Origin of the sequence: Pseudomonas sp. DVZ6 (assembly GCF_024259445.1) — a bacterium.
GTDB lineage: Bacteria > Pseudomonadota > Gammaproteobacteria > Pseudomonadales > Pseudomonadaceae > Aquipseudomonas > Aquipseudomonas peradeniyensis.
The window spans coordinates 1-23,074 of the sequence record NZ_JANCLM010000050.1 but is presented as its reverse complement, the minus strand read 5'-3'; the positions used below and the strand labels follow the sequence as shown (position 1 = coordinate 23,074).

19 protein-coding genes are annotated in these 23,074 nt (G+C 65.1%); 10 read left to right on the top strand and 9 right to left on the bottom strand.

Annotation, left to right across the window (positions count from 1 at the left end; all coding sequences use genetic code 11):
• Positions 1-39: 39 nt before the first annotated feature.
• Positions 40-1,155: a branched-chain amino acid ABC transporter substrate-binding protein gene (locus NMG10_RS23290; RefSeq protein WP_050704231.1), complete on the bottom strand. Its 1,116-nt coding sequence runs from the start codon at positions 1,153-1,155 to the stop codon at positions 40-42.
• 357 nt (positions 1,156-1,512) lie between these two features.
• Here NMG10_RS23290 and NMG10_RS23285 point away from each other — a divergent pair, with 357 nt between their 5' ends.
• A complete protein-coding gene (locus tag NMG10_RS23285) occupies positions 1,513-1,818 on the top strand; it encodes a DUF2288 domain-containing protein (RefSeq protein ID WP_062363838.1) in 306 nt (101 codons plus the stop codon).
• A 245-nt stretch (positions 1,819-2,063) separates the two neighbouring features.
• Here the strand turns inward: NMG10_RS23285 and NMG10_RS23280 are convergent, their stop codons facing one another.
• Positions 2,064-4,247 (bottom strand): hypothetical protein, encoded by a 2,184-nt coding sequence (locus NMG10_RS23280; protein ID WP_186735307.1) that lies wholly within the window; start codon positions 4,245-4,247, stop codon positions 2,064-2,066.
• A gap of 193 nt (positions 4,248-4,440) precedes the next feature.
• On the opposite strand from NMG10_RS23280, the gene NMG10_RS23275 reads away from it, so the two are divergent.
• Complete coding sequence (locus tag NMG10_RS23275; RefSeq protein ID WP_203647732.1) at positions 4,441-5,328, top strand: NAD(P)-dependent oxidoreductase; 888 nt, start codon at positions 4,441-4,443, stop codon at positions 5,326-5,328.
• Here the strand turns inward: NMG10_RS23275 and NMG10_RS23270 are convergent.
• Both NMG10_RS23270 and rapA read right to left on the bottom strand, forming a co-directional pair.
• On the bottom strand, positions 5,228-7,492 hold the full coding sequence (locus NMG10_RS23270; protein ID WP_203647731.1) for a bifunctional diguanylate cyclase/phosphodiesterase: 2,265 nt from the start codon (positions 7,490-7,492) through the stop codon (positions 5,228-5,230). The genes NMG10_RS23275 and NMG10_RS23270 overlap by 101 nt on opposite strands.
• Positions 7,493-7,808: 316 nt before the next feature.
• Positions 7,809-10,655, bottom strand: a complete 2,847-nt coding sequence (gene rapA, locus NMG10_RS23265) for an RNA polymerase-associated protein RapA (RefSeq protein ID WP_254465211.1) — start codon at positions 10,653-10,655, stop codon at positions 7,809-7,811.
• Positions 10,656-10,782: 127 nt separating this feature from the next.
• Here rapA and NMG10_RS23260 point away from each other — a divergent pair, with 127 nt between their 5' ends.
• From NMG10_RS23260 to ccoM, 4 genes are all read left to right on the top strand, one after another.
• Entirely contained in the window at positions 10,783-11,478 is a 696-nt protein-coding gene (locus NMG10_RS23260) for a M949_RS01915 family surface polysaccharide biosynthesis protein (protein ID WP_203647730.1), read from the top strand.
• Positions 11,479-11,590: 112 nt separating this feature from the next.
• Positions 11,591-11,917 (top strand): aspartate-semialdehyde dehydrogenase, encoded by a 327-nt coding sequence (locus NMG10_RS23255; protein WP_110739592.1) that lies wholly within the window; start codon positions 11,591-11,593, stop codon positions 11,915-11,917.
• 201 nt (positions 11,918-12,118) lie between these two features.
• Positions 12,119-12,280 carry a hypothetical protein gene (locus NMG10_RS23250; protein WP_177330824.1) on the top strand — a complete coding sequence of 54 codons (162 nt, stop codon included), beginning with the start codon at positions 12,119-12,121 and terminating at the stop codon, positions 12,278-12,280.
• 135 nt (positions 12,281-12,415) lie between these two features.
• Positions 12,416-12,532 carry a cytochrome c oxidase subunit CcoM gene (gene ccoM / locus NMG10_RS25990; RefSeq protein WP_023629476.1) on the top strand — a complete coding sequence of 39 codons (117 nt, stop codon included), beginning with the start codon at positions 12,416-12,418 and terminating at the stop codon, positions 12,530-12,532.
• Positions 12,533-12,661: 129 nt separating this feature from the next.
• Here the strand turns inward: ccoM and NMG10_RS23245 are convergent, their stop codons facing one another.
• A complete protein-coding gene (locus NMG10_RS23245; protein ID WP_203647728.1) occupies positions 12,662-13,390 on the bottom strand; it encodes an SDR family oxidoreductase in 729 nt (242 codons plus the stop codon).
• A gap of 101 nt (positions 13,391-13,491) precedes the next feature.
• Here NMG10_RS23245 and NMG10_RS23240 point away from each other — a divergent pair, with 101 nt between their 5' ends.
• Positions 13,492-14,271: a LysR family transcriptional regulator gene (locus tag NMG10_RS23240; protein WP_232855822.1), complete on the top strand. Its 780-nt coding sequence runs from the start codon at positions 13,492-13,494 to the stop codon at positions 14,269-14,271.
• Between the two features lie 170 nt (positions 14,272-14,441).
• Here NMG10_RS23240 and NMG10_RS23235 read toward each other — a convergent pair whose 3' ends face one another.
• Positions 14,442-15,200 (bottom strand): SDR family NAD(P)-dependent oxidoreductase, encoded by a 759-nt coding sequence (locus tag NMG10_RS23235; protein ID WP_254465210.1) that lies wholly within the window; start codon positions 15,198-15,200, stop codon positions 14,442-14,444.
• A gap of 115 nt (positions 15,201-15,315) precedes the next feature.
• On the opposite strand from NMG10_RS23235, the gene NMG10_RS23230 reads away from it, so the two are divergent.
• Entirely contained in the window at positions 15,316-16,236 is a 921-nt protein-coding gene (locus NMG10_RS23230) for a LysR family transcriptional regulator (RefSeq protein WP_232855824.1), read from the top strand.
• A gap of 125 nt (positions 16,237-16,361) precedes the next feature.
• Complete coding sequence (locus tag NMG10_RS23225; protein ID WP_232855825.1) at positions 16,362-16,682, top strand: DUF2025 family protein; 321 nt, start codon at positions 16,362-16,364, stop codon at positions 16,680-16,682.
• A gap of 347 nt (positions 16,683-17,029) precedes the next feature.
• On the opposite strand, the gene NMG10_RS23220 is transcribed toward NMG10_RS23225, so the two are convergent.
• Together NMG10_RS23220 and NMG10_RS23215 are read right to left on the bottom strand one after the other, a co-directional pair.
• Positions 17,030-19,615 carry an EAL domain-containing protein gene (locus NMG10_RS23220; RefSeq protein ID WP_254465209.1) on the bottom strand — a complete coding sequence of 862 codons (2,586 nt, stop codon included), beginning with the start codon at positions 19,613-19,615 and terminating at the stop codon, positions 17,030-17,032.
• Between the two features lie 50 nt (positions 19,616-19,665).
• Positions 19,666-20,742 carry a diguanylate cyclase gene (locus NMG10_RS23215; protein WP_254465208.1) on the bottom strand — a complete coding sequence of 359 codons (1,077 nt, stop codon included), beginning with the start codon at positions 20,740-20,742 and terminating at the stop codon, positions 19,666-19,668.
• A 125-nt stretch (positions 20,743-20,867) separates the two neighbouring features.
• Between NMG10_RS23215 and NMG10_RS23210 the strand changes: the two genes are divergently transcribed.
• Positions 20,868-21,962 carry an MBL fold metallo-hydrolase gene (locus tag NMG10_RS23210; protein WP_254465207.1) on the top strand — a complete coding sequence of 365 codons (1,095 nt, stop codon included), beginning with the start codon at positions 20,868-20,870 and terminating at the stop codon, positions 21,960-21,962.
• Here NMG10_RS23210 and NMG10_RS23205 read toward each other — a convergent pair.
• Positions 21,959-22,834, bottom strand: coding sequence for a formate/nitrite transporter family protein (locus tag NMG10_RS23205; protein ID WP_232855828.1), 876 nt, complete (start codon positions 22,832-22,834; stop codon positions 21,959-21,961). The genes NMG10_RS23210 and NMG10_RS23205 overlap by 4 nt on opposite strands.
• Positions 22,835-23,074 lie beyond the last annotated feature (240 nt).

The following is a 23,074-nucleotide window of genomic DNA, read 5'->3' as shown; positions in this document are numbered from 1 at the left end:
TCGCACAGTGGGCTTCTCGGTCAGCTATTAGTCACGCAGTTACTGAGGGGAGACTTCGGTCTTCGGCTTGCCGAAGTGCCATTCGTAGACCACGAACTTGAAGTCTTTCAGGTCGCCTTTATCGTCGTAGGACAGGTCGCCGGTCGGGGTCTTGAAGGTGCCGGCGTGGATGGCGGCAGCCACCTTGTCGGTGTCTTCGGACTTGGCAGCCTTGATGCCTTCGGCGATCAGCTGGACAGCCGAGTAGGCCGGGAACACGAACGGACCGCTCGGGTCCTTGCCGTCGGCCTTGATTGCGTCGACGATGGCCTTGTTCGCAGGGTCGGCGTCGAACGACTTCGGCAGGGTGACCAGCAGGCCTTCGGAGGCGCCCTGGGCGATCTGCGAGATGGAGTCGTTACCCACGCCTTCCGGACCCATGAACTTGGCTTTCAGGCCCTTCTCTTGCGCCTGGCGCAGGATCAGGCCCAGCTCCGGGTGGTAGCCGCCGTAGTAGACGAAGTCGACGTTGTTCTGCTTGAGCTTCTGGATGATCGAGGAGAAGTCCTTGTCACCGGCGTTCAGGCCTTCGAAGACGGCGACCTTGGTGCCTTTCTTCTCGAGGGTGGTCTTGACCGCGGTGGCGATGCCTTCGCCGTACTGCTGCTTGTCGTGCAGGACCGCGACGACCTTCGGCTTGACGTGGTCGGCGATGTAGTTGCCGGCGGCCGGGCCCTGGGCGCTGTCCAGGCCGATGGTGCGGAAGACCATCTTGTAGCCACGGCTGGTGATGTCCGGGGAGGTGGCGGCGGGGGTGATCATGATCACGCCTTCGTCCTCGTAGATGTCGGACGCAGGCTGGGTGGAGCTGGAGCACAGGTGGCCGATCACGTACTTGACGCCATCGTTGACCACTTTGTTGGCGACGGCCACGGCCTGTTTAGGGTCGCACGCGTCGTCGTATTCCTTGGCTTCGAGCATCTTGCCATCGACGCCGCCCTTGGCGTTGATGTCCTTGATGGCCTGTTTGGCGCCGACGAACTGCATGTCGCCGTACTGGGTCACCGGCCCGGTCTTGGGACCGGCGATGCCGATCTTGATGGTGTCGGCGGCAAACGAATGGCTGGCGACTCCGGCCAGAACCATCGCGGCAAACAGCTTGGAAATCTTGATCATAGTGCTCCACTCATTCTGTTGTAATTCTTATAGTCCTGAGGCCAGGGCTACAGACCGGGCGGGATTTCGGCCTGGCTACGCCATGCCGTAAGCCCACCTTCCCCCGGAACATGTCCCGGAACTGTACCGGTACAGTGTAGAGCGCTGTCCGAGCGCTTGAAAAGCGGGCGAAAAGCGTCTGTTTCGAGGGGTGTCGCCTGGTCGACATAAAGATACAGAAAAGCGCCATCACTTTGCCGGTATCTGCGGCCCGCCCCCACAAGTTCGGGCCTGATCGACCAAATTACGTATTTGAAACCAGGTTTTTCTGCAAAAATGCCGGCCTTTTTGTTGGACGATCTTTGCGCAGGTAAACCCATGACTGATCAAGTAAGCACCCTCTATGCCAAATTGCTCGGCGAGACCGCCGTCATCGAGTGGAAAGCCCTGGAGCGTTTCTGGGCCAAGGGTGACCTGATTTGGGTCGACCCCAGCCTTGACCTGATCACCGTTGCCGAGGCGATGGCCGAGAATCGCAGCGAGATCTTCGCCAAGTGGCGTAATGATGGCACTGTCGGGGCGGTTTCCGCCGAGCAGGCGCTCGACCTGCAAACCCGCGATCCAGAGATCTGGGCGGTGGTGGTTTCGCCGTTCATCGTGATCCAGGCGAAGAAAGCGGAATAAGCACGCGCTTTTTTAGTGCGCAAAAACGCGCAGGCGCCTCACGTTGGTGCGCGTTGACGCTCACGTAAGGTGGAAGTTGGTAACAGTGGCGGGGTGATTTGGCGGGGCGGTAACAGTTTACGGGATGCGTAAATGGGGCTGCTGCGCAGCCCTTTCGCGGCACAAGGCCGCTCCTACAGGAGGGCGCGATTTCCTGTAGGAGCGGCCTTGTGCCGCGAAAGGGCCACTAAGTGGCCCCAGCTCTATCAGTAATCCACGCGCCCGGTATGGCTGTTCAGCGAAATCACCCGGGTCTTGCCGATGCGATGGCGGAAGATCTCGCGCAGGTACTTCACCGCCTTCTTCACGCACTCGCGCGACAGGCGGATGTCGTTGATCGAGACGAAGCGGCTCTTGTCGTTGATCAGCTCGCGGTACTTCTTCTCGTACATCGGCTTGATCGCGTACCAGTTGGTGTCGAGGATCTTCGCCGGGTTCTCGAACTCGTTGAGCAGGTCGTCGATGCTGTCCTCGTCGAAGTGCTCGCTGGTGATGAACTCCAGGATCGCGTTGTCCATGGTGTCGTCGAAGCGGTACGGGTTGCGCGCGAAGCAACGCTTGATGAACGCCACGATCAGGGTCAGGAAGTCATCCGACAGGCACGGGCTCTTGGCGATCAGGGTGGTCAGCGACAGGTTGGCCGAGGCGCCGATCACCAGTGCGTAGCGCTTGAGCGTGGTGTTGGGGAACAGGCTGTTGAGGTGGGTCTTGAGCCGGTTCAGGTCCATGTACGACAGCTTGTAGTCCTTGGGCAGGGATACGATCGACACCACCGACGAGCAGTTCTTGAAGAAGTGCAGGTCGTGCAAGGCTGCGGCGTCGTAGCCCGAGGCCTGGTACTGCTCCAGCGCGGCACGGTAGCGGCGCGACTCGATCGGCAGCAGGCTGATGCCCTCGATGGCCTGGGTCTGCTTGTTGAAGTGCGGCAGGTCGATGGAGCGGAAGAACAGGTCGTCGATGTCCAGGCGCGGCTGCTCGCGCTCGAACACCTTGAACTTGTCCGAGCCCGCTGGCGGCACTTCCGGCACCACCGATTCGGCGTAGGCAATGGCCACGGGGCCTGCCAGGCTCATGAACAGGTCGTTGGCGTCCAGGCGGATGGTCTCGCCGATGTCGATGCCGGCGCGGCGGAAGTAGTTCTGGTCGTAGTCGGTGGTCACCGCCTGGGCGGTGAGGATGTTGAAGATCTGCTGGGAGATGTACTGGTTGGCGTGCTTCTCCATGGCGTTGACGTCGATGTTCTGGATCGTGCCGTCATCGCTCTCCTCAGCGTAGCGCATGATGTCGTTGGAGATCAGCATCATCGCGTTCCACGGGCGGATCCGGCCCATGACGCTGGCTTCGCTGCTGTCTTCATTGTCGAAGTTGTACGAGAAGTCCCATTCTTCCGACAGGTACTTGCACAGCAGGCGCCCGGCGTTGATGTGCAGCGCCTCGGACATCTCGCTGCGGTGATCGGAGGCGTTTGGCAGCACGCAGATGCCGCTGGTGAAGATCGGCTCGAAGACGAACGAGTGCCCGCTCTTGCCATCGTTCTCGTCGGCCGGCTTGGTGTCGAAGGTCTTGTTCATATACGAGTACTGCTGGGCCAGGCCGAACTCCGAGGCCATCCCCGAGCCGGTGCCGCCGCCGGCACTGAAGATGTAGAAGTACAGGCGCGACTGGTTGGCCTTGATGCCGCAGGAGTCGATCAGGTACGAGTGGATCAGCTTCCAGTCGGCGCTGGAGAAGCGCTGGGTGTCCTTGTTGAGGATGATCTTGGCCAGGTACTGGCCGAGGATCGGCGCGTTGCCGGCGCCCCCGGCATGCACCTCGGACAGGTCCATGATCTTCATCTTGCTGTAGTCGCGCAGGAAGCCGCCACGCTCGCCCTTGCGCGAGAAGCGGATGCGCCCGGCGATGTCCTTGTCCAGATCGCCCAGCATCACCAGCGGCTCGACCAGGAACACCGGCTTGGCGGCCTTGTTCTGCACCAGGCGCAGGTTCTGGCGGATCCAGCGCGCCGGGCTGTAGCCGGCCTCGCCCTTGAAACGGTCCTCGTTGTTGTACTCGTTGAGGAAGAAGGTACGGGCGTTGTACACCAGCTCTGCGACGTCCAGGGCGATGTTCGAGCCGCAGCGGCCCAGGCCGATCAGGCACACCGACGGGAACTGCTGCTCCAGGCGCAGCTGGTCCTCGTCCTCGACGTGCAGGTTCGGCGGAAACACCAGGTCGCGCAGGCCGTCGAGGTTGTCGAGGATGCGCTGGATGTCCTGCTCGGTGAAGTACAGGTACTGTTGCGCCGGCGTGCTGCGGGCGGCGGGTAGGTCTCGAGCACTGCCGGCGGTCAGCGAGGTGGGGCTGAGGGTCGGCTCGGGAGCCGCATTGGCAGAAGTGTTCGTAGAGGTCATAGTGCGCCATTTGCCTGGAGTGGTTGGCTTCCCGGTGATGAATATCATCTAGCCATCACGGAGAAATTTCGCGACTTTATCAGTGCGTCTTTTTCTTATGCGATAGGGGGTTTCCTTAGTCGGACTAAGGTTTTTCCCTTCGCACCCGCATTGCATCGTCCGTTTGTCACGCTTCTTTAATCTGGAGTCGCTCATGAGTACTGCATTGCCTTCGCTGGGGTTTGCCGGGATCGGCCTGATGGGCCTGCCGATGTGCCGTCGGCTGCTGGCCGCCGGGTATCCGCTGACCGTGTGGAACCGCAGCCCGGACAAGTGCGCCGAGCTGGTCGCCGCCGGTGCGCGACTGGCCGCCAGCCCCGCCGAGCTGTGCCAGGCGACGGATATGGTGCTGTTGTGCCTGGCCGACACGGCGGTGGTGCGCGAGGTGGTGTTCGGCGAGCAGGGCGTCGCCCAAGGCGGGCGCAGCGGTCAGTTGCTGGTGGACTTCTCCAGCCTTGAGCCGACCGCCACCCGGGAGATGGCCGCCGAGCTGGCTGCCCTGTGCGGCATGGCCTGGCTCGATGCGCCGGTGTCCGGCGGCACGCCGGGGGCCGAGGCGGGTACTCTGGCAATCATGGTCGGTGGCGAGGCCGATGATCTTGAGCGGGCGCGGCCGGTGCTGCAGACCCTGGGCCAGCGGGTGACGCACATGGGCGCGGTGGGCGCCGGCCAGGTGACCAAGGCGTGCAACCAGATGATCGTGGCCTGCAATGCGCTGGTGATCGCCGAGGTGGTGGCGCTGGCCGAGCAGTCAGGGGTCGATGCGCGGCTGATTGCCGAGGCGCTGGCGGGCGGGTTTGCCGACTCCAGGCCGCTGCAGATTCTTGCTCCGCAAATGGCCGAGAGCCGCTTCGAACCGGTCAAGTGGCATGTGCGCACCTTGCTCAAGGACCTCGACACCGCGGTGAAATTCTCCCGCGAGCAGGGCTCGGCGACGCCGCTCAGTGGCCTCGCCGCGCAATTGATGCGCCTGCACGGTAGCCAGGGCTATCTGCAAAAAGATCCGGCGACCCTGGTAACGCTGTATCGCAACAAGGACTGAGCTCGCCCGGCTGGCGGTCGAGCCGTTCGAGGATCGGCCGCAGCTCGGCCAGCGGCACCGGTCGGCTGAGCAGGTAGCCCTGCAGGTAGTCGCAGCCATGGCTGGCCAGGAATTCATGCTGTTCGACGGTCTCGACGCCTTCGGTGACCACCTTCAGGTGCAGGGTGTGGGCCATGATGATGATCGCCTGGACGATCTCCCGGTCCTTCTGGCTGCCCGGTACGTCCTGGATGAACGAGCGGTCGATCTTCAGCACGTCCAGCGGCAGGCGCTTGAGGTAGGCCAGCGAGGAATAACCGGTACCGAAGTCGTCGATCGACAGCGCCACGCCCTGGGCGCGGATGCGCTTGAGCAGGCTGATAGTGTGGTGGATGTCACCCATCAGCGCGTTCTCGGTGACCTCCAACTCCAGCTGGCGCGGCGCCAGGCCGGCCTGGAACAGCGCCATTTCCACCTCGGTGGCCAGCTCCTCGCGGCCGAGGGTGAGCGCCGAGCAGTTCACCGTGACCTTCAGTTCGCCGTAGCCATGGCGATTGAGCTGGGCCAGATCCTCGCAGGCCCGGCGCAGCACCCACAGGTCCAGCTCGGCGATCAGGCCATTGGCCTCGGCGATGCAGATGAAGCGGTCGGGGCTGAGCAAGCCGTGTTGCGGGTGCTGCCAGCGCACCAGGGCCTCGAGCTTGGCGACCTGGCCGCTGCGCAGGTCGAAGATCGGCTGGTAGTGCACGCACAGGCCGCGCTCCTCGAACAGCGCCACACGCAGTTCCTCTTCCAGTTGCAGCTCCAGGGTGGCGCGGGTCTTCAGGCCGTTGTTGAAGAAGTTCAGGCTGTTGCGCCCGCAGCCCTTGGACTGGTACAGCGCCAGGTCGGCGTTCTTCAGCAGTTCCTCGGTGCTCTGGCCATCGTCGGGGAAGATGCTGATGCCGATGCTGGTGGTCATCACCATGCGCCGGCCCGCCAGGTCGATCGGCTCCTTCATTCGTTGCATGATGCGCTGGGCCAGGTGACGGGCCTCGTCGCGGCTGTTGAGACTGGTGACGATGCAGAACTCGTCGCCGCCGAAGCGCGCCACCAGGTCCTGGCCGCGGGTGGCGGCCTTGATATGGTCGGCGATGACCTTGAGCAGCTCGTCGCCGGCGGCATGCCCGAGGCTGTCGTTGATGCGTTTGAAATGGTCGATGTCGAGGAACATCACCGCCAGCATGCCCTCATGGGCGGCCTGCTCGGCCAGGCGCTCGGCGAACACCTGGTTGAAACCGCGGCGGTTGACCAGGTTGGTCAGGGCGTCGTAGTGGGCGGCCTGCTGCAGCGAGGCCCGGGCCTGGTCGAGCTGGCTGAGCAGCACATTGACCCGGCGCAGGTCGTGCTCCTTGCTCTGCAGCTTCTTGTCGGCCAGCGCCGCGCTGATGCTGCCGCCGCTGATCAGCAGGGTGATGACGGCGATGGTCAGCGCCAGTTGCAGACTGTTGTCGGCCGAGGGCAGGCGCAGGGCGGTTTCGCCGGGAATCACCAGGGTCATGGCAGCCATGCCGGTGAAATGGGTCAGCACGATGCCGCCGGCCATTAACAGGCTGGCGCCGTACTTGAGCAGCAGGTGCAAGGTGCCGCTGCCCTTGTTGAAATAACGGGCCATCAGCAGCGCCAGCAGGCTGACGAGCACGGCGATGCCGATGGAGGCGAGCAGCAGGCCGGTCTGGTAGTACTGCTGGGCGCTGGTCTGCAGGGCGGCCATGCCGGTGTAGTGCATGAGGCTGATGCCCAGGCCGATGAACAGCGCGGTCTGCAGGTAGTGGCGCAGGCGCATTTCGCTGCGGTTGAGGCTGTTCATCGCCAGCCAGGCGGCGAGCAGGGCCACCAGCAGCGACAGGCCGGTCAATGGCGCGTCGAAGTGGATCTCCAGCGGCGCCTGGAACGCCAGCATGCTGATGAAGTGCATGGCCCAGATCCCGCCGGCCAGGCAGCAGGCGCCGAGCACCCGCCATTGCCGGCGGGCGAAACGGTCATCGCAGTGGCTTTGCCTTTCGCTCATGTCCAGCGTGGCGAAACAGGCGGCGCTGGCCACGATAAAGGCGAGCAGCACCAGGAAGGGGTTGTGTCGACAGTCGAGGATGATCTGTCCGGTCGCCGGCAGCTCGGCGAATAATTGCAGTCCCAGCCACTCCATTGCAGGCCTCTTCGTCGAGTCTTCACTCGTCCCCAAAAAGCACGGATGGAGACTGTTCCTGCTGGAGTATAGGAACGGGTGCTTAAGCCTTCCTGATTAATGGCACTTTGGTTTCTACCATTTGGATATGAAGGCAATAGCTGGATGGTCTAAACGGATACCGCTGCCCCGCACAAACCCTGTAGGAGCGGCCTTGTGCCGCGAAAGGGCCGCGCAGCGGCCCCGGCGATCTTTGCATGAACGCTGAAATCCTGGGGCTGCTTTGCAGCCCTTTCGCGGCACAAGGCCGCTCCTACAGAGGATGCGTGAGTCCTGATCAACCGGCGACAAGCACCCGGATTGCCTCGAGACGCAGCGCCGCTTTTTCCAGCGTCGCCAGCCCTTCTTCGCGCTGCTTGCTCAGCGCATCGATCTCGCTGTCACGCACGCTCGGGTTCACGGCCTTCAGCGCGGTCAGGCGCGCCAACTCCTCGTCGGCCTCGGCGGTAAGCCGCTGCCGGGCCTGTGCCACGCGCTCGTCGTGGATCGGCAGGACCTTGGCTTCGCCGGCGGCGATGCGCTTGGCCAGCACGTCGCGCTGGGCCTGGACGAACTTGTTGGCGCTGGCCTTGGGCACGCTTTCGAGCTGGTCGTTGAGGGTTTCGAACGCCACCCGCGGGCCCAGGTCGTTGCCGTTGGTGTCGAGCAGGCAGCGCAGCGCGGCCGGCGGCAGGTAGCGGCCCAGCTGCAGGCTGCGCGGGGCCACCACTTCGCTGACGTAGAGCAGCTCGAGCAGCACGGTGCCGGGCTTGAGCGCCTTGTTCTTGATCAGCGCCACCGCGGTGTTGCCCATCGAGCCGGACAGCACCAGGTCCATGCCGCCCTGGACCATCGGGTGCTCCCAGGTCAGGAACTGCATGTCCTCGCGCGACAGCGCCTGGCCACGGTCGTAGGTGATGGTCACGCCTTCGTCGTCGCCCAGCGGGAAGCTGGCGTCGAGCATCTTCTCGCTCGGCTTGAGGATCAGGGCGTTTTCCGAGTGGTCCTCGCTGTCGATGCCGAAGGCGTCGAACAGGGTTTCCATGTAGATCGGCAGGGCGAACTGGTCGTCCTGTTCGAGAATGTCCTCGACCAGCGCCTGGCCTTCGCCGGCGCCGCCGGAGTTGAGTTCCAGCAGGCGGTCGCGGCCGGTGTGCAGTTCGGCTTCCAGGCGTTCGCGCTCGGCGCGGGCCTCGGCCACCAGCTTGCTCCAGCTCTTTTCGTCGCTGTCGGCCAGCAGCGGCAGCAGGCGCGGGCCGAACTGGTGCTGCAGGGCGTTGCCGGTCGGGCAGGTGTTGAGGAAGGCGTTGAGGCCTTCGTGGTACCACTGGAACAGGCGCTCCTGCGGGCTGTCCTGCAGGTACGGGATGTGCAGCTGGATCGTGTGCTTCTGGCCGATCCGGTCGAGACGGCCGATGCGCTGCTCGAGCAGGTCCGGGTGGGCCGGCAGGTCGAACATCACCAGGTGATGGGCGAACTGGAAGTTGCGGCCCTCACTGCCGATCTCGGAGCAGATCAGCACCTGGGCGCCGAATTCCTCGTCGGCGAAGTAGGCGGCGGCGCGGTCGCGCTCGAGGATGCTCATGCCTTCATGGAACACCGTGGCCGGGATGCCGGAACGCACGCGCAGGGCGTCTTCCAGGTCCATGGCGGTCTCGGCGTGGGCGCAGATCACCAGGACCTTGGTGCGCTTGAGCATCTTCAGGGTGTCGATCAGCCAGTCGACCCGTGGGTCGAAACGCCACCAGCGCTCGTCGTCGCCGCTCTCGCCCTGGGCCTGGAAGGCCACTTCCGGGTACAGCTCGGCGCGCTCGCCCGAGGGCAGCTCGGCGTAGGCGTCGGGGTTGGCCAGCGGGTAGGGGTGCAGCTGGCGCTCGGGGAAGCCCTGGATCGCCGCGCGGGTGTTGCGGAACAGCACGCGGCCGGTGCCGTGGCGATCGAGCAGCTCGCGGATCAGGCGGGCACTGGCCTGGCTGTCGCCATCGCTGACCGCGGCCAGCAGAGCCTCGCCTTCGGCGCCGAGGAAGCCCTGGATGGTGGCGTGGGCCTTCGGCGACAGACGGCCTTCGTCGAGCAGTTCCTGCACGGCTTCGGCCACCGGGCGATAGTGCTCGCTCTCGGCGCGGAAGGCGGCCAGGTCGTGGAAACGGTTGGGGTCGAGCAGGCGCAGGCGAGCGAAGTGGCTGTCCTGGCCGAGCTGTTCCGGGGTGGCGGTGAGCAGCAGCACGCCCGGGATGACCTGGGCCAGTTGCTCGACCAGCGCATATTCGGCGCTGGCCTGCTCCTCGTGCCAGACCAGGTGGTGGGCCTCGTCGACCACCATCAGGTCCCAGCCTGCGGCGAACAGCGCGTCCTGGGCCTTCTCGTCCTCGACCAGCCATTCCAGGGCCACCAGCGCCAGCTGGGCATCCTCGAACGGGTTGCTGGCGTCGCTCTCGATGAAGCGCTCGGCGTCGAACAGCGCCACCTGCAGGTTGAAGCGTCGGCGCATTTCCACCAGCCACTGGTGCTGGAGGTTCTCGGGCACCAGGATCAGCACGCGGTTGGCGCGCCCGGACAGCAGCTGGCGGTGGATCACAAGGCCCGCCTCGATGGTCTTGCCCAGGCCCACTTCGTCGGCCAGCAGGACCCGTGGGGCGATGCGGTCGGCCACTTCACGGGCGATGTGCAACTGGTGGGCGATGGGTTGGGCGCGCACGCCGCCCAGGCCCCACAGCGACGAGAGCATCTGCTTGCTGGTGTGCTGCAGGGTGTTGTAGCGCAGCGAGAACCACGACAGCGGGTCGATCTGCCCGGCGAACAGGCGGTCGCTGGCCAGACGGAACTGGATGAAGTTCGACAGCTGCGTCTCGGGCAGGGTGCGCGGCTGGTTCTGGCCGTCGATGCCGTGGTAGACCATCAGGCCGTCGATGTCATCGACCTCCTGCACGGTCAGCTTCCAGCCTTCGAAGTGGGTGATCAGGTCGCCGGGCGAGAAGCGCACGCGGGTCAGCGGCGCATTGCGTAGCGAGTACTGGCGGGTGTCGCCCGTGGCCGGGTAGAGCACGGTCAACAGGCGGCCATCCTGCGCCAGGATGGTCCCAAGACCGAGCTCGGCTTCGCTGTCGCTGATCCAGCGTTGCCCCGGTTGATACTGCTGCGCCATACTGCCAAAACTCCCGCGATGAAAAAGCCGCCTATGTTAACGGATCGGCTTCGCCAGACCAATGAATGTGAAGAGTCTAGCGCTTTCATCGACGAACACCGTCCCGTCACGAGGGCCACGCGCCAACATGGTTGCCAAGCACCGCTGGTTGAACGTCACCCTGGGCCTGGGCAGCCTCGCGCTGTTGGCCGCCTGTGAACAGAAGAGCTTCGAGGTCCTGCCGCCTATTCCGGTCGAGCAACTGGAGGTGCTCGGTGTGCAGACGCCGATCAAGAGCGTGCACTTCCACGACCGTGAGGGCGAAGGCCTGCTGGTGCTGAGCCGGGCCGATGGCCAGGCCACCGACCCCGATACCGAGGAGGAAGTCGACAAGGTGGTGCTCAAGGCCACACTGTATGGCCGCGCTGCCGGTGGTGACGCCTTCAAGGCGCGCTGGCAGATCGAACAGGAGACCACCTGCGCCGGGCTGGACCTGGACGTCGACTTCTATACCGATGTCAGCGATGTCGGCGACCTGAACAAGGACGGTGTCGCCGAAGTGACCGTGGCCAGCCATGCTTTCTGCGGCGGCGGCATCGACCCCCATGACATCGCCATCGAGATGCGTGAGGGCCAGGCGATCTACACCATCACCGGCCAGTCGCTGATCAGCCCGCCCGGTGAGGACGCGTTCGGCGGCGAGCGCGAGGACAGCGCCTCGCTCAAGAGCGCCCCGCAGGTCGTGCGCGAGCACATGGATGCTGTCTGGCAACAGGTCTACAAGCGGCCCTGGAGCGAGTCGAGCGCCGCGCCCGACGACGACCCGGACGAAGAAGCCGAGTAAGCCCGCGCTATACTCCAGCGCAGTGTGGCCTTGTGATACGCCGCACACCTTTGACCGCGGGCATTCAAGGCGGCGCACCACCAGCCGATAACAAGGCTACAGGAGACCCATCATGCTGCCGCCGATCATCCCGCTCAGTGCCGCCCCCGTGACCTCGCAACAGGATCCGGTCAAGCCGCCGCCGACCATCCCGCCGGTGGTACCCGCGCAGCCGACCTCCAGTGACGGCACCATCGACCTCAAGCACCACCGCGACCCCGAGGAGCAGACCTTGCTGCTGCGCGAGGAGCAGCGCCGCCAGCAGCAACGGCGCAAGCAGGCCGAAGGGGACCGCTACGAAGCCGTGCCCGGCGAGGAGCTCAACGCCGACAACACCGTGCCGGTGGCGCCGATGGGCGAGCGCACGCGCCAGGGGCTGTTGGTGGATATCGAAGTCTGACCAGGCTCTGTACGAAATGTATCTGCACTCGCCCATACTGCGTTGAAACGGGGCTCGGAATGCTCATGTACTCCAGTACACTCCGCTTCCTCCCCCCGTTTCGCCTTGTCTGGCCTTCGCGCAGACACATTTCGTACAGACCCTAGTCAGCACTGTCGCTTGCCTTCATCATGAAGGCCTCTGCTGTCCGTCGAGCCCACCATGAGCCAAGACAACCTGATCGATTTCGGCGCCGAACGCGCCAAACGCATCCACGACCTCAATGACAAGCGCCTGAACGACATGCGCCAGGCCTTCGAGCAGGCCATGCCGCTAACCCAGGCCAAGAAGAAAAAGCCCAAGGGCAAACCCAAGAAGCGCTGAAACTTGATGCAGGTCAACCCTGCACCCGCCTCGCGCGCCCGGCCTCGGGCGCCATTGACTCCGGTCAATTTTCCCCCTCCCGGCATTGGTTACCTTGCACCCATCGGATGACGGCACATCAAGGGAGGGGCCGACATGTTCTTCGACAACGTGGTTATCGCCGGTGTGGTAACGGTCGGGTTGATGTTGGCGTTCTTCGCCGGTCTGGGCATTTTCATCTGGAAGGACTCGAAAAAGCGCAACCAGCGCTGATCCTTCCCGATTCACGAGCACGCAAGGCATTTAGGGCGACTTCGGTCGCCCATTTTTTTTGCCTGTATTTTCATCACGGGGTGGGGCCTGCCGACGAACGGGGCGCATCGCGCCCCGGATACATCCATCTCAGGGCTGCTGGGCGGTCGCTGCCAGCACGATCTCGCGAATGCACACCTGCTGCGGCTGCTGGTAGGCCCAGACGATCGCTCCGGCCACATCCTCGGCGCTCAGCACCACGCCACCCATGTCATTGGCCTTCCACGCCTCGTAGTCGCGCTTGATGCCCTCGTCGGTGGTGTGCCCGAGCAACTCGGTCTCCACCGCGCCCGGGGCGATGGTCACCACCCGCACATTGTGCGGCGCCAGCTCCTCGCGCAGGTTCTCCGACAGCCCGTGCACGGCGAACTTGCTGCCCACGTAGGCGACATGGTTGGGGAAGGTCTTGCGCCCGGCCACGGAGCTGACGTTGATCAGCGTGCCGTGGCGCCGCTCGATCATCCCGCTGACCAGCGCATGCACGCCGTTGAGCAGGCCCTTGACGTTGATGTCGAACATGCGCTCCCACTGCTCTGGATCCTGCTCGTGCATCTGCCCCAGCAGCATCACGCCTGCGTTGTTCACCAGGGCATCGGCCGGGCCGTACAGCGCTTCGGCCTCGGCCACGGCGGCGACCAGCGCCGCCCGGTCGCGGATATCCACGGCGCGGCACAGGCAATCGGGGAGCGCCAGCGCCTCGAGGCGTTCCAGGCGTCGGGCGATCAGCAGCAGCGGATGCCCCGCGGCGCTAAAGCGCCGGGCGGTGGCGGCGCCGATACCGGAGCTGGCGCCAGTGACGATGATCAGGGGTTTGTTCATGGTTGCCTCCAAGGCATAATCACTTTCGATGGCCAAGATTCTAGATAGCGCTCGCGGCCATGAAAAACGGCTTATTTCTCTGGCTGGCATCGGTTCTATCTATGGATATCCGTCATCTCAAGGCATTCATCGCGGTCTTCGAAGCGCGCAACATCACTGTAGCCGCCCAGCGTTTGTGCGTGGCCCAGCCGACCTTGTCGGTGACCATTCGCCAGCTGGAAGAGGACCTTGGCGCCGAACTGTTCCTGCGCCAGGCCCGCGGCGTCGAAGTCAGCGAACACGCCCGCGAGCTGTATCCCCAGGCCTGCCGCATGGTGGCCGAGGCCGAGGCCTTGCGCCTGCGGTTTCGCCAGGGGCAGGAGCGGGTGCCATTGGCGCTGGGCATCGAGGCGGACATCGCGCCGGCCCAGGTCGAGGCCTGCGTGCGCCTGGCCAGCCAGGCGGTGGCTGGTTTGCAGTTGACCCTGCTGGAAGGCTGCGACGGCGACGTCCGCCTGGCTGACGAGGCCCAGCGTTGCGAGGATGAACTGTTCCTGGCGCTGTGGGAGGAAGCGTTCGTGCGGGTGATGGCCACCGGCAGCCAGCCGGACGGGCGCTGGGTCACCTGCCCGCAGCACCCGTCGCACCAACGCCTGATGGGCTTGTATGACGGGGGCGAGCAGGTCGGCCAGGCCGGTTCGTTGCAACTGGTCCTGGCCATGGTCGCCGCCGGGCAAGGCGCGGCCTGGTTGCCGCAGTCGCTGGTCGAGCGTTGCCCGGGTGTCTACTGGCAGCCGGGCAGTGGCCTGGCGCTGCGGCGTCGGGTCGGGCTGTGCATGTCCCACGAGGCCTTGGCACTGCCCGCCGTGGCGGCGCTGCATCAGGCCCTGAGCCGCGTTTGAAGGGTGGTAGGCGTTTCTACGTGTAGGAGCGGCCTTGTGCCGCGAAAGGGCTGCGCAGCAGCCCCGGCAATCGTTGCATCAACGCTGAAATCCCGGGGCTGCTGCGCAGCCCTTTCGCGGCACAAGGCCGCTCCTACACAGGAACTGCGCATCGACTGAACAACGCGCGCCTAGAGAAACATCCCCCCAGACACCTCCAGCCGCTGCCCGGTGATCCAGCCATTGCCGTCCTCCAGCAACAGGGCGATGGCCGCTCCGATATCGTCGGGCAGGCCGACGCGTCCCAACGCCGTGTTGCCGGCGATGTAGTCATTGACCTGCGGGTTGTCGCGCACCACGCCACCGCCGAAGTCGGTCTCGATGGCGCCCGGCGCAAGAATGTTCACGCGGATGCCGCGCGCGCCCAGCTCCTTGGCCTGGTAGCGGGTCAGCACCTCCATGGCGCCTTTCATGGCCGCATAGGCGGCGTAGCCGGGCAGGGCAAAGCGGGTCAGGCCGGTGGAGATGTTGACGATGCGCCCGCCGTCGGCCAACAGCGGCAGCAGGCGCTGGGTGAGGAAGAACGGCCCCTTGAGCTGGATGTTCAGCAACTGGTCGAACTGCGCCTCGCTGGTCTCGCTGAACGGCGCGTTCAGGCCGATGCCGGCGTTGTTCACCAGGAAGTCCAGCTGGCGGCGGCCGAACTGCTGTTCGAGGGTGTCGCCCAGGCGCTCGGCGAAGGCGGCGAAACTGGCACTGTCGCTGACATCCAGTTGCAGCATGGCGGCGCGCACGCCGGCCCGCTCCAGCGAGGCGGCCACGGCGTGGGCCTCGTCGGCCTTGCTGTGGTAGGTGCCGATGATGTCGATGCCGCGAGCGGCCAGGTGTTCGGCGGTGTTCTTGCCCAGGCCGCGGCTGGCGCCGGTGATCAGTGCGATCTTGCGAGTCATGTCGATTACCTCGGTGGGGTGGCTGTTGAATGACAGGTTATTGATCGGTTGATGGCTGTTAAATCCACGGATTCCGGAAATACTGTTCGCATAGAATGGACAATCGGAGCCCGTGATGAACAAGCTGGAGCTGTTGCGCACCTTTGTCAGGGTCAGCGAACTGAGCAGTTTCACCCTGGCCGGCGAAAGCCTGGGCTTGCCGCGCTCGACCGTCTCCGAGCAGGTGCGGGCGCTGGAGCGGTTGCTCGGCACGCGCCTGTTCAACCGCACCACGCGACGGGTGCAGACCACCCAGGACGGCGCCTTGCTCTACGAGCGCAGCAAGGACCTGCTGTCGGGCATGGACGAGATCGAAAGCCTGTTCAGCGCCGACGATGCCGAGTTGGCCGGGCGTTTGCGCATCGACCTGCCAACCATGATGGCGCGGCGGCTGATCGTGCCGGCGCTGCCAGGGTTCCTTGAGCGTTTTCCGCGTCTGGAGGTGGAGCTCAGTTGCACCGACCGCCAGGTCGACCTGCTGCGCGAAGGCTTCGACTGCGTGATGCGCATCGGCGCGCTCAGCGACCTGGATGTGGTGGCCCGTCCGGTGGGGCGCCTGAGCATGCGCAACTGCGCCAGCCCCGCCTACCTCGAGCGGTACGGCGTGCCGCAGAACCTGCAGGACCTGGCTGGCCATCGGTTGGTCCACTACGTGCGCAACCTCGGTGCCCGCAGCGCCGGGTTCGAATACGAGCAGGAGGGCGAGCTGCGCTTCCAGGCCATGGCCGGCGTGGTCACGGTGAACAATGCCGAAGCCTACTCCGCCGCCTGCCTGGCCGGGCTCGGGCTGATCCAGGTGCCGGCGGTGGGTGTCGATGAACACCTGCGCAATGGTGAACTGGTATCGCTGCTCGAGCCCTGGCAGGCGCGGGCCATGCCGGTGTCGCTGCTGTATGCGCGGCAGCGCCATGTGCCGCGCCGGGTCCAGGCGTTCATGAACTGGCTGGCGGCGCTGCTGGCGTCGCAGGTCGACCCGGTGGCGGCGCCAACCGGCTGAAACGGGAAGGGGCGAGAAAGCGTGGCGAAGATTCCGGCAGTTGCGTTAGGCTGGCACCTGCGCGTCGCCCGCCAGAGGTGACCGTTCCCTGCGTGCGTCACTTCCGAATTTTGCGAGGTTACGCCATGGCCATCACTTCCCAGGACATCTGCAACGCCGCCGACCAGCTCAAGGGCTTTGTCGGCTTCCACGGCAAGCGCGGCATTCATATCGTGCGGTTTTCCGAAGATTCGTTCGGCATGGATGTCGCCGACGACAGCATTACCCCCTGCAACGAGTTCGTCTGGCGGCCCGAGGCCGACACGCGCATGGCCTTGTGCCGGGAGCGCCTGGCCTTGCTGCTCGAGCAGCACGTGGACGACCGGCTGAACATCGGCGAGCCGCTGCGCATCTACCTCAAGCGCACCGACCTGCCGGAGATCGTGGCCGAACGCAGCCTGCGCTGAAGGCATCTTCTTGGGGTACACGCGATCCCTGTAGGAGACCGCCCAGCCCTCGGGCCACGCTGTCGCGCAGGGAACTGAGTTCACGGGTAGCCCGCGCGCCCTGTGGGAGCGGGTTTATCGGACCGCCGCACCGCCGCGAACACCGGCAGAGCCGGTGCCAGGCACCGAGTTGGATTCTTCGCGGCTAAAGCCGCTCCCACAGGGTCTAGCTAAATCAATGGGTTACGGATTTTTCTGTGGGAGCGGGTTTACCCGCGATCACCGGCGCAGCCGGTGCCATGCGCCGCAGCGCCTGCTTCGCGGGCAAGCCCGCTCCCACAGAGATACAGCTCCCTCTCCCGAGGGACTCAGGACACATCCTGCTGGCGCACCTCCCGGCCCGCCAGCAGCGCCTCGAACCCCGCCCGGTCCACCGGCTTGCTCAGGTAGTAGCCCTGGACCTCATGGCACTGCTCCTTGTCCAGCGCCTGCAGCTGCTGCTCGGTCTCCACCCCCTCGGCGGTGACCGTCAGCCCCATGGCCTTGCCCAGGTTGATGATGGCCTGGACCACCGCACGGTCGTTGCCGCTCTGGCTGCTGAGCCCGGCGATGAAGCGCTTGTCGATCTTGATGCTGTCAAACGGGTAGGTGCGCAGGTAACCCAGCGACGAGTACCCGGTGCCGAAATCGTCCATGTTCAGGCGCACGCCCAGCTCTTTGAGCGCGAGCATGGTGCCCAACGCGCCTTCGATGTCGTTGAGCATCACGTTCTCGGTGATCTCCAGTTCCAGGCGCTGGGCCGGGAAGCCGGTGTCCAGCAGCACCTGGCGCACATCAGCGACCACATCGCTGCGGGAGAACTGCGCCGGCGACAGGTTGACCGAGACCAGCAGTTCGTCGGGCCAGTCGCGGGCATTGCGGCAAGCCTCGGCCAGCACCCAGCGACCAAGAGGCACGATCAGGTCGCTCTGCTCGGCCAGGGGAATGAAGGTGTCCGGCCCGAGCAGGCCTTCCTCGGGATGCTGCCAGCGCAACAAGGCCTCCACCGAGACGATGCTCAGGTCGTCCAGGCGGTAGCGCGGCTGGTAGTGCAGGACGAACTCGTGCTGTTTGATCGCCCGACGCAGGTCGTTTTCCAGTTGCCGGCGGTACTGGATCTGCTGGTTCATCTCCGGCGAGAAGTAACGCCAGGTGTTCTTGCCGTCGGCCTTGGCCTGGTACAGGGCGATGTCGGCGCAGCGGATCAGCTCGCCAGCGTCGTAGCCCTGGACCCGGGTCTGGGCGATGCCGATGCTGGCGCCGATGTGCAACTGATGTTCCTCGTAGGCGATGGGTTGCTGCAGCAGGTCGAGCAGGCGGGCGCAGAAGCGGTCGATCTCGCTGCGGTTGTCCAGGCCATGCAGCACCAGGACGAACTCGTCGCCGCCCAGGCGGGCGACCAGGTCATTGTCGCGAGTGGTGTCGCGCAGGCGGCCGGCCACCTCCTGCAGTACCGCGTCGCCGGCCGGGTGGCCGAGGGAATCGTTGATCGGCTTGAAGCTGTCCAGGTCGAGCAGCAGCAAGGTCAGCGGCGGTGAATCGCTGCCGCGCAACAGTGCCTGCTCAAGGTGGCGTGACAACTTGTTGCGGTTGGCCAGGCCAGTCAGGGCATCGTGCATCGACAGGTGCTGGATGCGGGCATGGGCGGCGACCTCGTCGGTGATGTCGCTGGCGGTACCGCGAAAGCCGACAAGCTTGCCCTCGTAGATGATCGAGCGCGCCGATACGCGGCAGTAGCGGTTCTGCCCGCTGGCGTCATCGTAGTTGCAGCGCAGGTTGGCCAGTTGCTGCGGGTTTTCGTCGGCCTGGCTGTCGAGCCAAGGCAAAAGCGGTGTAGTGTCGCAGGCCAGCAATTGGTTGAGCGGCTGGCCTATCCAGTCCTCTAGCCGGTAACCGGTGACGCTGACGAAGCGCTGCGACAGGTAGGTCAGGCGGTGCTGGCGGTCGGTTTCCCAGATCCAGTCCGACGCGGCCTCGGCTACCGCGCGAAAGCGCTGTTCGCTCGCCTCCAGGGCACGGTTGCTCTGCTGCAGGCGCAGCAGGCTGTCGTCGATGGCGCGGGAGCTGCGCAGGGCATGGCGAAACAGGTAGAGCAGCACCAGGCCGAGCACCAGCAGCACCGCCAGCAGCGGTGGCAGGAAGGCGTGGAGCAGTTGGCGGCCCGGCAGCGGCGTGTTCCAGGCCAGGTGATAGCCGGTTTCGCCCAAGGCTATATACGGTTGTCCGGCCTGGGCAGAGCCGTTCTTCTCCAGGCGCATGCCGGTCAGGCCAGCGCCCTTGCCCAGCACGGCGAGCTTGGCCTCGGTCAGCTGGTCGACGAACACCATCACCGGCGTCTGGCGCACATCCGCCTCGCTCACCTCTTTATCCGGGCGCACCGCCGCCGCGCTGAGCACTGCGGGCCAGCCGTTGAAACGCACGAAGTGGGTCACCTGCTCGCGGGCGGGGGCCGCCTTGCGCGCCGCGTCGATGAGCGCCGCCAGGGGGCTGTCGATATGGGCGCTGGCCGGCGAGTCGGTGGGCTTGCCCTTGAACAGGGCGTAGGTGGTGCGGCCATCCTCGACCACGAACACGCCTTCGTAGCCGCTGGCGCTGTACAGCGACTCGCCGACGTTCTTCTCATCATAGGCCCACTGCCAGTCGACCTTGCCGACCAGATGTTCATAGGCGACGTCCCAGACGGCGTAGCTGGAGAGGAACTGGCGCGAGGCCACCAGCCGCTGCTCCAGCGCCTGGGTGGCCTGGAAGGTGCTTTGCTGCTGCGCTTGGTGGTCCAGCGTGGCGGCGATGTTGAACAGCGCCACCAGGGTGAACACGCAGGCAAGCCCGAACAGCGCGCAGAAGCCGCCGACCAGGCGGCGCACCTGCAGGCGCGAGGTGGGGCTGGAGGATGAAAGGTCGACGTTCCTGTCCATGTACGGGCGACTCCTTCAACTGCTGTCTGCGCCCAGGCCTGGGCGAAGGTTCAGTCAGGATAGGCCAGCTTGAGCATGGCGGCCTCGCCGCGGGCGAAATTGACCTGGTCGCGACCCTGGTGCTTGGCGGCGTACAGGGCCTTGTCGGCCTGTTCCAGCCAATGCTCGGGCGAGGCGAGGGTGGCGCGGAAGTCCGCCAGGCCGATGCTCAGGCTGATGCGCAGGTCCGGCAGTTGCGGGTTGCGGTAGGCGCCGACGCGCTCGCGCAGGCGTTCCATGGCCTGGCAGGCCTGGGCCTCCTGGGCGCCGGGGAGGATCACACAGAACTCGTCGCCGCCGTAGCGCCCGGCCAGGTCGTCCTCGCGCAGGCTGCGCCGCAGTTCCTGGCTGAGCTGGCGCAGCACGCAGTCGCCGACCACATGGCCGTAGGTGTCGTTGATGGTCTTGAAGTGGTCGATGTCGATCAGGGCGATGACCGCCGGCAGCTGTTGTTGCTGGCAGATCTGGAACTTGAGCAGCAGCAGGTCTTTCCATGAGCCATGGTTGAGCAGGCCGGTGAGGCTGTCGGTGCGGCTCAGGGCGCTGAGGCGGCGCTTGTGCTCGGCCAGCTTGATCGCCAGCTGGTAGCACACCCAGCCCAGGGCCAGGGGGTAGAAGGTGAGCATCGGCAGGCAGGCGAGCACCTGCAACTGCGTGGCCTGGAGCTGCAGGCCGGTGCCGAGCAGGGCGCTGGCCAGCAGCATGCCGCCCAGCTGGGCCAGCAGGCCGCGCAGCAGCACCCGTTTGCCACCGGCGGCGACGTTGTTCATGGTCATCATCGACAGGATGGTCACGGTGGGCAGCGGGTTGAAATGAATCGCCGCGGTCCAGAACCCGCCCATCAGCGAGTCCAGCAGGATGTTGCGCTGTTCGGCCTGGTAGGGCGTGGCCGAGCGCCGAGCCCACTGATAGGCCACATGAGGCCAGAGCAAGCCGTTGAACAGCAGCAGGGCCCAGGCCCACTGCGGCGGGTTCAGCGGGGCGATGGCGGCCATCACGCTGAACAGGCCGATCCCCAGGCCGATGATGCGCGGCAGGTAGATGCGCCTGACGAAAGAGAGCCCCTTGCCGCTGCGGTTGTCGATCATGGTTGTCGTTCTTCTGTGGGGCGCCGTTTATCGCATAAGTCGTGTGAATATTGTTGAACAATCGTTCATCGGCGAAAAATGACCTTACAAGCCATTTCACGGTTGATCCGACCCTGTGGAGTAATATGAAGGCTTTCCTCTTATGCGGAGTGCTGCTGCTCATGGTCCCCATGGCTACCCCCGCCGGCGAGCCGGCACCGCACCGGGACGGACGCTTTCACAACCAGGTCGAGCTGCCCCGGGATGGCGTGCTCAAGAAGCTGCGCATCGGCGTCAAGTACCTGCTGTTGCGCAAGCCGCCGCAAACCCGGCCAGACGCGGCGCTGAGCCTGCAGCCGATGACCCGCCAGCAGGTGGCCGACGCGCCGGATCACAGTCTGTGGCGCCTCGGCCACTCCACCGTACTGCTCAAGCTGCGCGGGCGCTTCTTCATTACCGACCCGGTGTTCGCCGAGCGCGCCTCGCCGGTACAGTGGGCCGGGCCGTTGCGCTTCCATGCGCCACCGTTGGCGCTCGACGACCTGCCGCCGCTGACCGCGGTGATCCTGTCCCATGACCATTTCGACCACCTCGACGAGCAGGCCATCCGCCGGCTGGCGCCACGCACCGAGCATTTTCTCGCACCGCTGGGGGTGGGCGACCTGCTCATCGAGTGGGGCGTGCCGCCGGCCAAGGTGCGGCAGCTGGACTGGTGGCAGGAAACCGAAATCGAAGGCGTGCGCTTCGCCGCCACGCCGGCACAGCACTTCTCTGGGCGCGGGTTGTTCGACAGTAACCGCAGGCTGTGGGCGTCCTGGGTGATGATCGACGAAGGGCTGCGGCTGTTCTTCAGCGGCGACACCGGTTACTTCGCCGGTTTTCGCGAGATCGGCGAGCGCTACGGGCCGTTCGACCTGACCTTGATGGAGACCGGCGCCTACAACGTTGCCTGGCCCAATGTGCACATGCAGCCGGAGCAGACCCTGCAGGCGCACCGGGATCTGAAAGGCCGTTGGCTGCTGCCGATTCACAACGGTACCTTCGACCTGTCGATCCACAGCTGGCAGGAACCCTTCGAGCGCATCCTGGCGCTGGCCAATGCCGCCCAGGTGCAACTGAGCACACCACAGATGGGCGAGCGGGTCAGCCTCGACTCGCCGCATCCGGGGCAGAACTGGTGGCGGCCGCGGCCATTGCCGCAACGGGGCAGGTCATCCGAGCGGGCGGTGGCAGCGCGCTAGTCCTTGACCTGCTTGTCGTCCTTCAACAGTTTCGAGGGCGGCTTGCCGCTGTCGCTGCGCACCTGGGCATGGCTGATCAGGGCGAAAATGAAGCTGCCGCCAATGATGTTGCCGGCCAGGGTGGGCAGGGCGAAGTCGAGCCAGAAGGCGCTCCAGCTCTGCTCGCCGGCCCAGACCAGATAAGACACCTCGACCGAGCCCACTACTATATGAGTGAAGTCGCCCAGGGCCATCAGGTAGGTGATCATCAGGATGATCCAGATCTTGGCGTGCTCCATGGACGGGATCATCCAGACCATGGTGGCGATCATCCAGCCCGAAACGATGCCCTTGGCGAACATCTGGCCGATGTCGTTCTCCATCACCTTGCGGCCCACATCCAGGAAGGCGATGTCGGTCTTGCTGTCGAAGATCGGCAGTTCGAGCATTACCCAGGCCACCAGCAGGGTGCCGGCCAGGTTGCCGAGCAGGACGATGGTCCACAGGCGCAGCAGGCGGCCCAGGTTGATGAGGGTGGGGGTGGTCATCAACGGCAGCACGGCGGTCAGGGTGTTCTCGGTGAACAGTTGCTGGCGGGCGAGGATCACTGCCAGAAAGCCTGCGCTGTAGCCCAGGCTGGCGACTACCTGGGCGCTGTCGCCCTCGGGCAGGCGAGCATAGAACAGCCCCATGGCCATCAATGACAGGCCCATGGTCAGGCCGGCCGCCAGCGCCGACCACCACAGGGCGGCGAGGGTGCGCTCCAACTCCTGGTCGCCCTGGGCGCGGATGATCTCGTGCAGCACCGCCGCCCGGGGCGGCTGGTTATGGCTGACTTCCTGCTCTTCGTCCGGCGACAGCCCCGGGGTCTTCTCGCTCTGTGCATCGCTCATGGCAGCCGCTCCGCTTGCGTGTTTCTCTACAGAGCGGCAACCGCGCCGAATAGTTGCCGAGCGGCCGCCGGATGGCGATCGAAAGTTTTTTCAGATCAAGGTGTTGACTCTGAAATCAAACCGCGTATTATTCGCCTCCTCGCAGCGTTGAACGCCACGAGGCAAGCGGTAAGTTGTTGAGGTTGAAGGTGTTTTGCAGAAAACGACTTCGAAAGAAACTTCAAAATAACGCTTGACAGC

Bases quoted from the DNA above. Each gene is read 5' to 3' on its own strand.
- NMG10_RS23290 (WP_050704231.1), bottom strand. From the start codon at position 1,155: ATGATCAAGATTTCCAAGCTGTTTGCCGCGATGGTTCTGGCCGGAGTC.
- NMG10_RS23285 (WP_062363838.1), top strand. From the start codon at position 1,513: ATGACTGATCAAGTAAGCACCCTCTATGCCAAATTGCTCGGCGAGACC.
- NMG10_RS23280 (WP_186735307.1), bottom strand. From the start codon at position 4,247: ATGACCTCTACGAACACTTCTGCCAATGCGGCTCCCGAGCCGACCCTC.
- NMG10_RS23275 (WP_203647732.1), top strand. From the start codon at position 4,441: ATGAGTACTGCATTGCCTTCGCTGGGGTTTGCCGGGATCGGCCTGATG.
- NMG10_RS23270 (WP_203647731.1), bottom strand. From the start codon at position 7,492: ATGGAGTGGCTGGGACTGCAATTATTCGCCGAGCTGCCGGCGACCGGA.
- rapA (WP_254465211.1), bottom strand. From the start codon at position 10,655: ATGGCGCAGCAGTATCAACCGGGGCAACGCTGGATCAGCGACAGCGAA.
- NMG10_RS23260 (WP_203647730.1), top strand. From the start codon at position 10,783: ATGGTTGCCAAGCACCGCTGGTTGAACGTCACCCTGGGCCTGGGCAGC.
- NMG10_RS23255 (WP_110739592.1), top strand. From the start codon at position 11,591: ATGCTGCCGCCGATCATCCCGCTCAGTGCCGCCCCCGTGACCTCGCAA.
- NMG10_RS23250 (WP_177330824.1), top strand. From the start codon at position 12,119: ATGAGCCAAGACAACCTGATCGATTTCGGCGCCGAACGCGCCAAACGC.
- ccoM (WP_023629476.1), top strand. From the start codon at position 12,416: ATGTTCTTCGACAACGTGGTTATCGCCGGTGTGGTAACGGTCGGGTTG.
- NMG10_RS23245 (WP_203647728.1), bottom strand. From the start codon at position 13,390: ATGAACAAACCCCTGATCATCGTCACTGGCGCCAGCTCCGGTATCGGC.
- NMG10_RS23240 (WP_232855822.1), top strand. From the start codon at position 13,492: ATGGATATCCGTCATCTCAAGGCATTCATCGCGGTCTTCGAAGCGCGC.
- NMG10_RS23235 (WP_254465210.1), bottom strand. From the start codon at position 15,200: ATGACTCGCAAGATCGCACTGATCACCGGCGCCAGCCGCGGCCTGGGC.
- NMG10_RS23230 (WP_232855824.1), top strand. From the start codon at position 15,316: ATGAACAAGCTGGAGCTGTTGCGCACCTTTGTCAGGGTCAGCGAACTG.
- NMG10_RS23225 (WP_232855825.1), top strand. From the start codon at position 16,362: ATGGCCATCACTTCCCAGGACATCTGCAACGCCGCCGACCAGCTCAAG.
- NMG10_RS23220 (WP_254465209.1), bottom strand. From the start codon at position 19,615: ATGGACAGGAACGTCGACCTTTCATCCTCCAGCCCCACCTCGCGCCTG.
- NMG10_RS23215 (WP_254465208.1), bottom strand. From the start codon at position 20,742: ATGATCGACAACCGCAGCGGCAAGGGGCTCTCTTTCGTCAGGCGCATC.
- NMG10_RS23210 (WP_254465207.1), top strand. From the start codon at position 20,868: ATGAAGGCTTTCCTCTTATGCGGAGTGCTGCTGCTCATGGTCCCCATG.
- NMG10_RS23205 (WP_232855828.1), bottom strand. From the start codon at position 22,834: ATGAGCGATGCACAGAGCGAGAAGACCCCGGGGCTGTCGCCGGACGAA.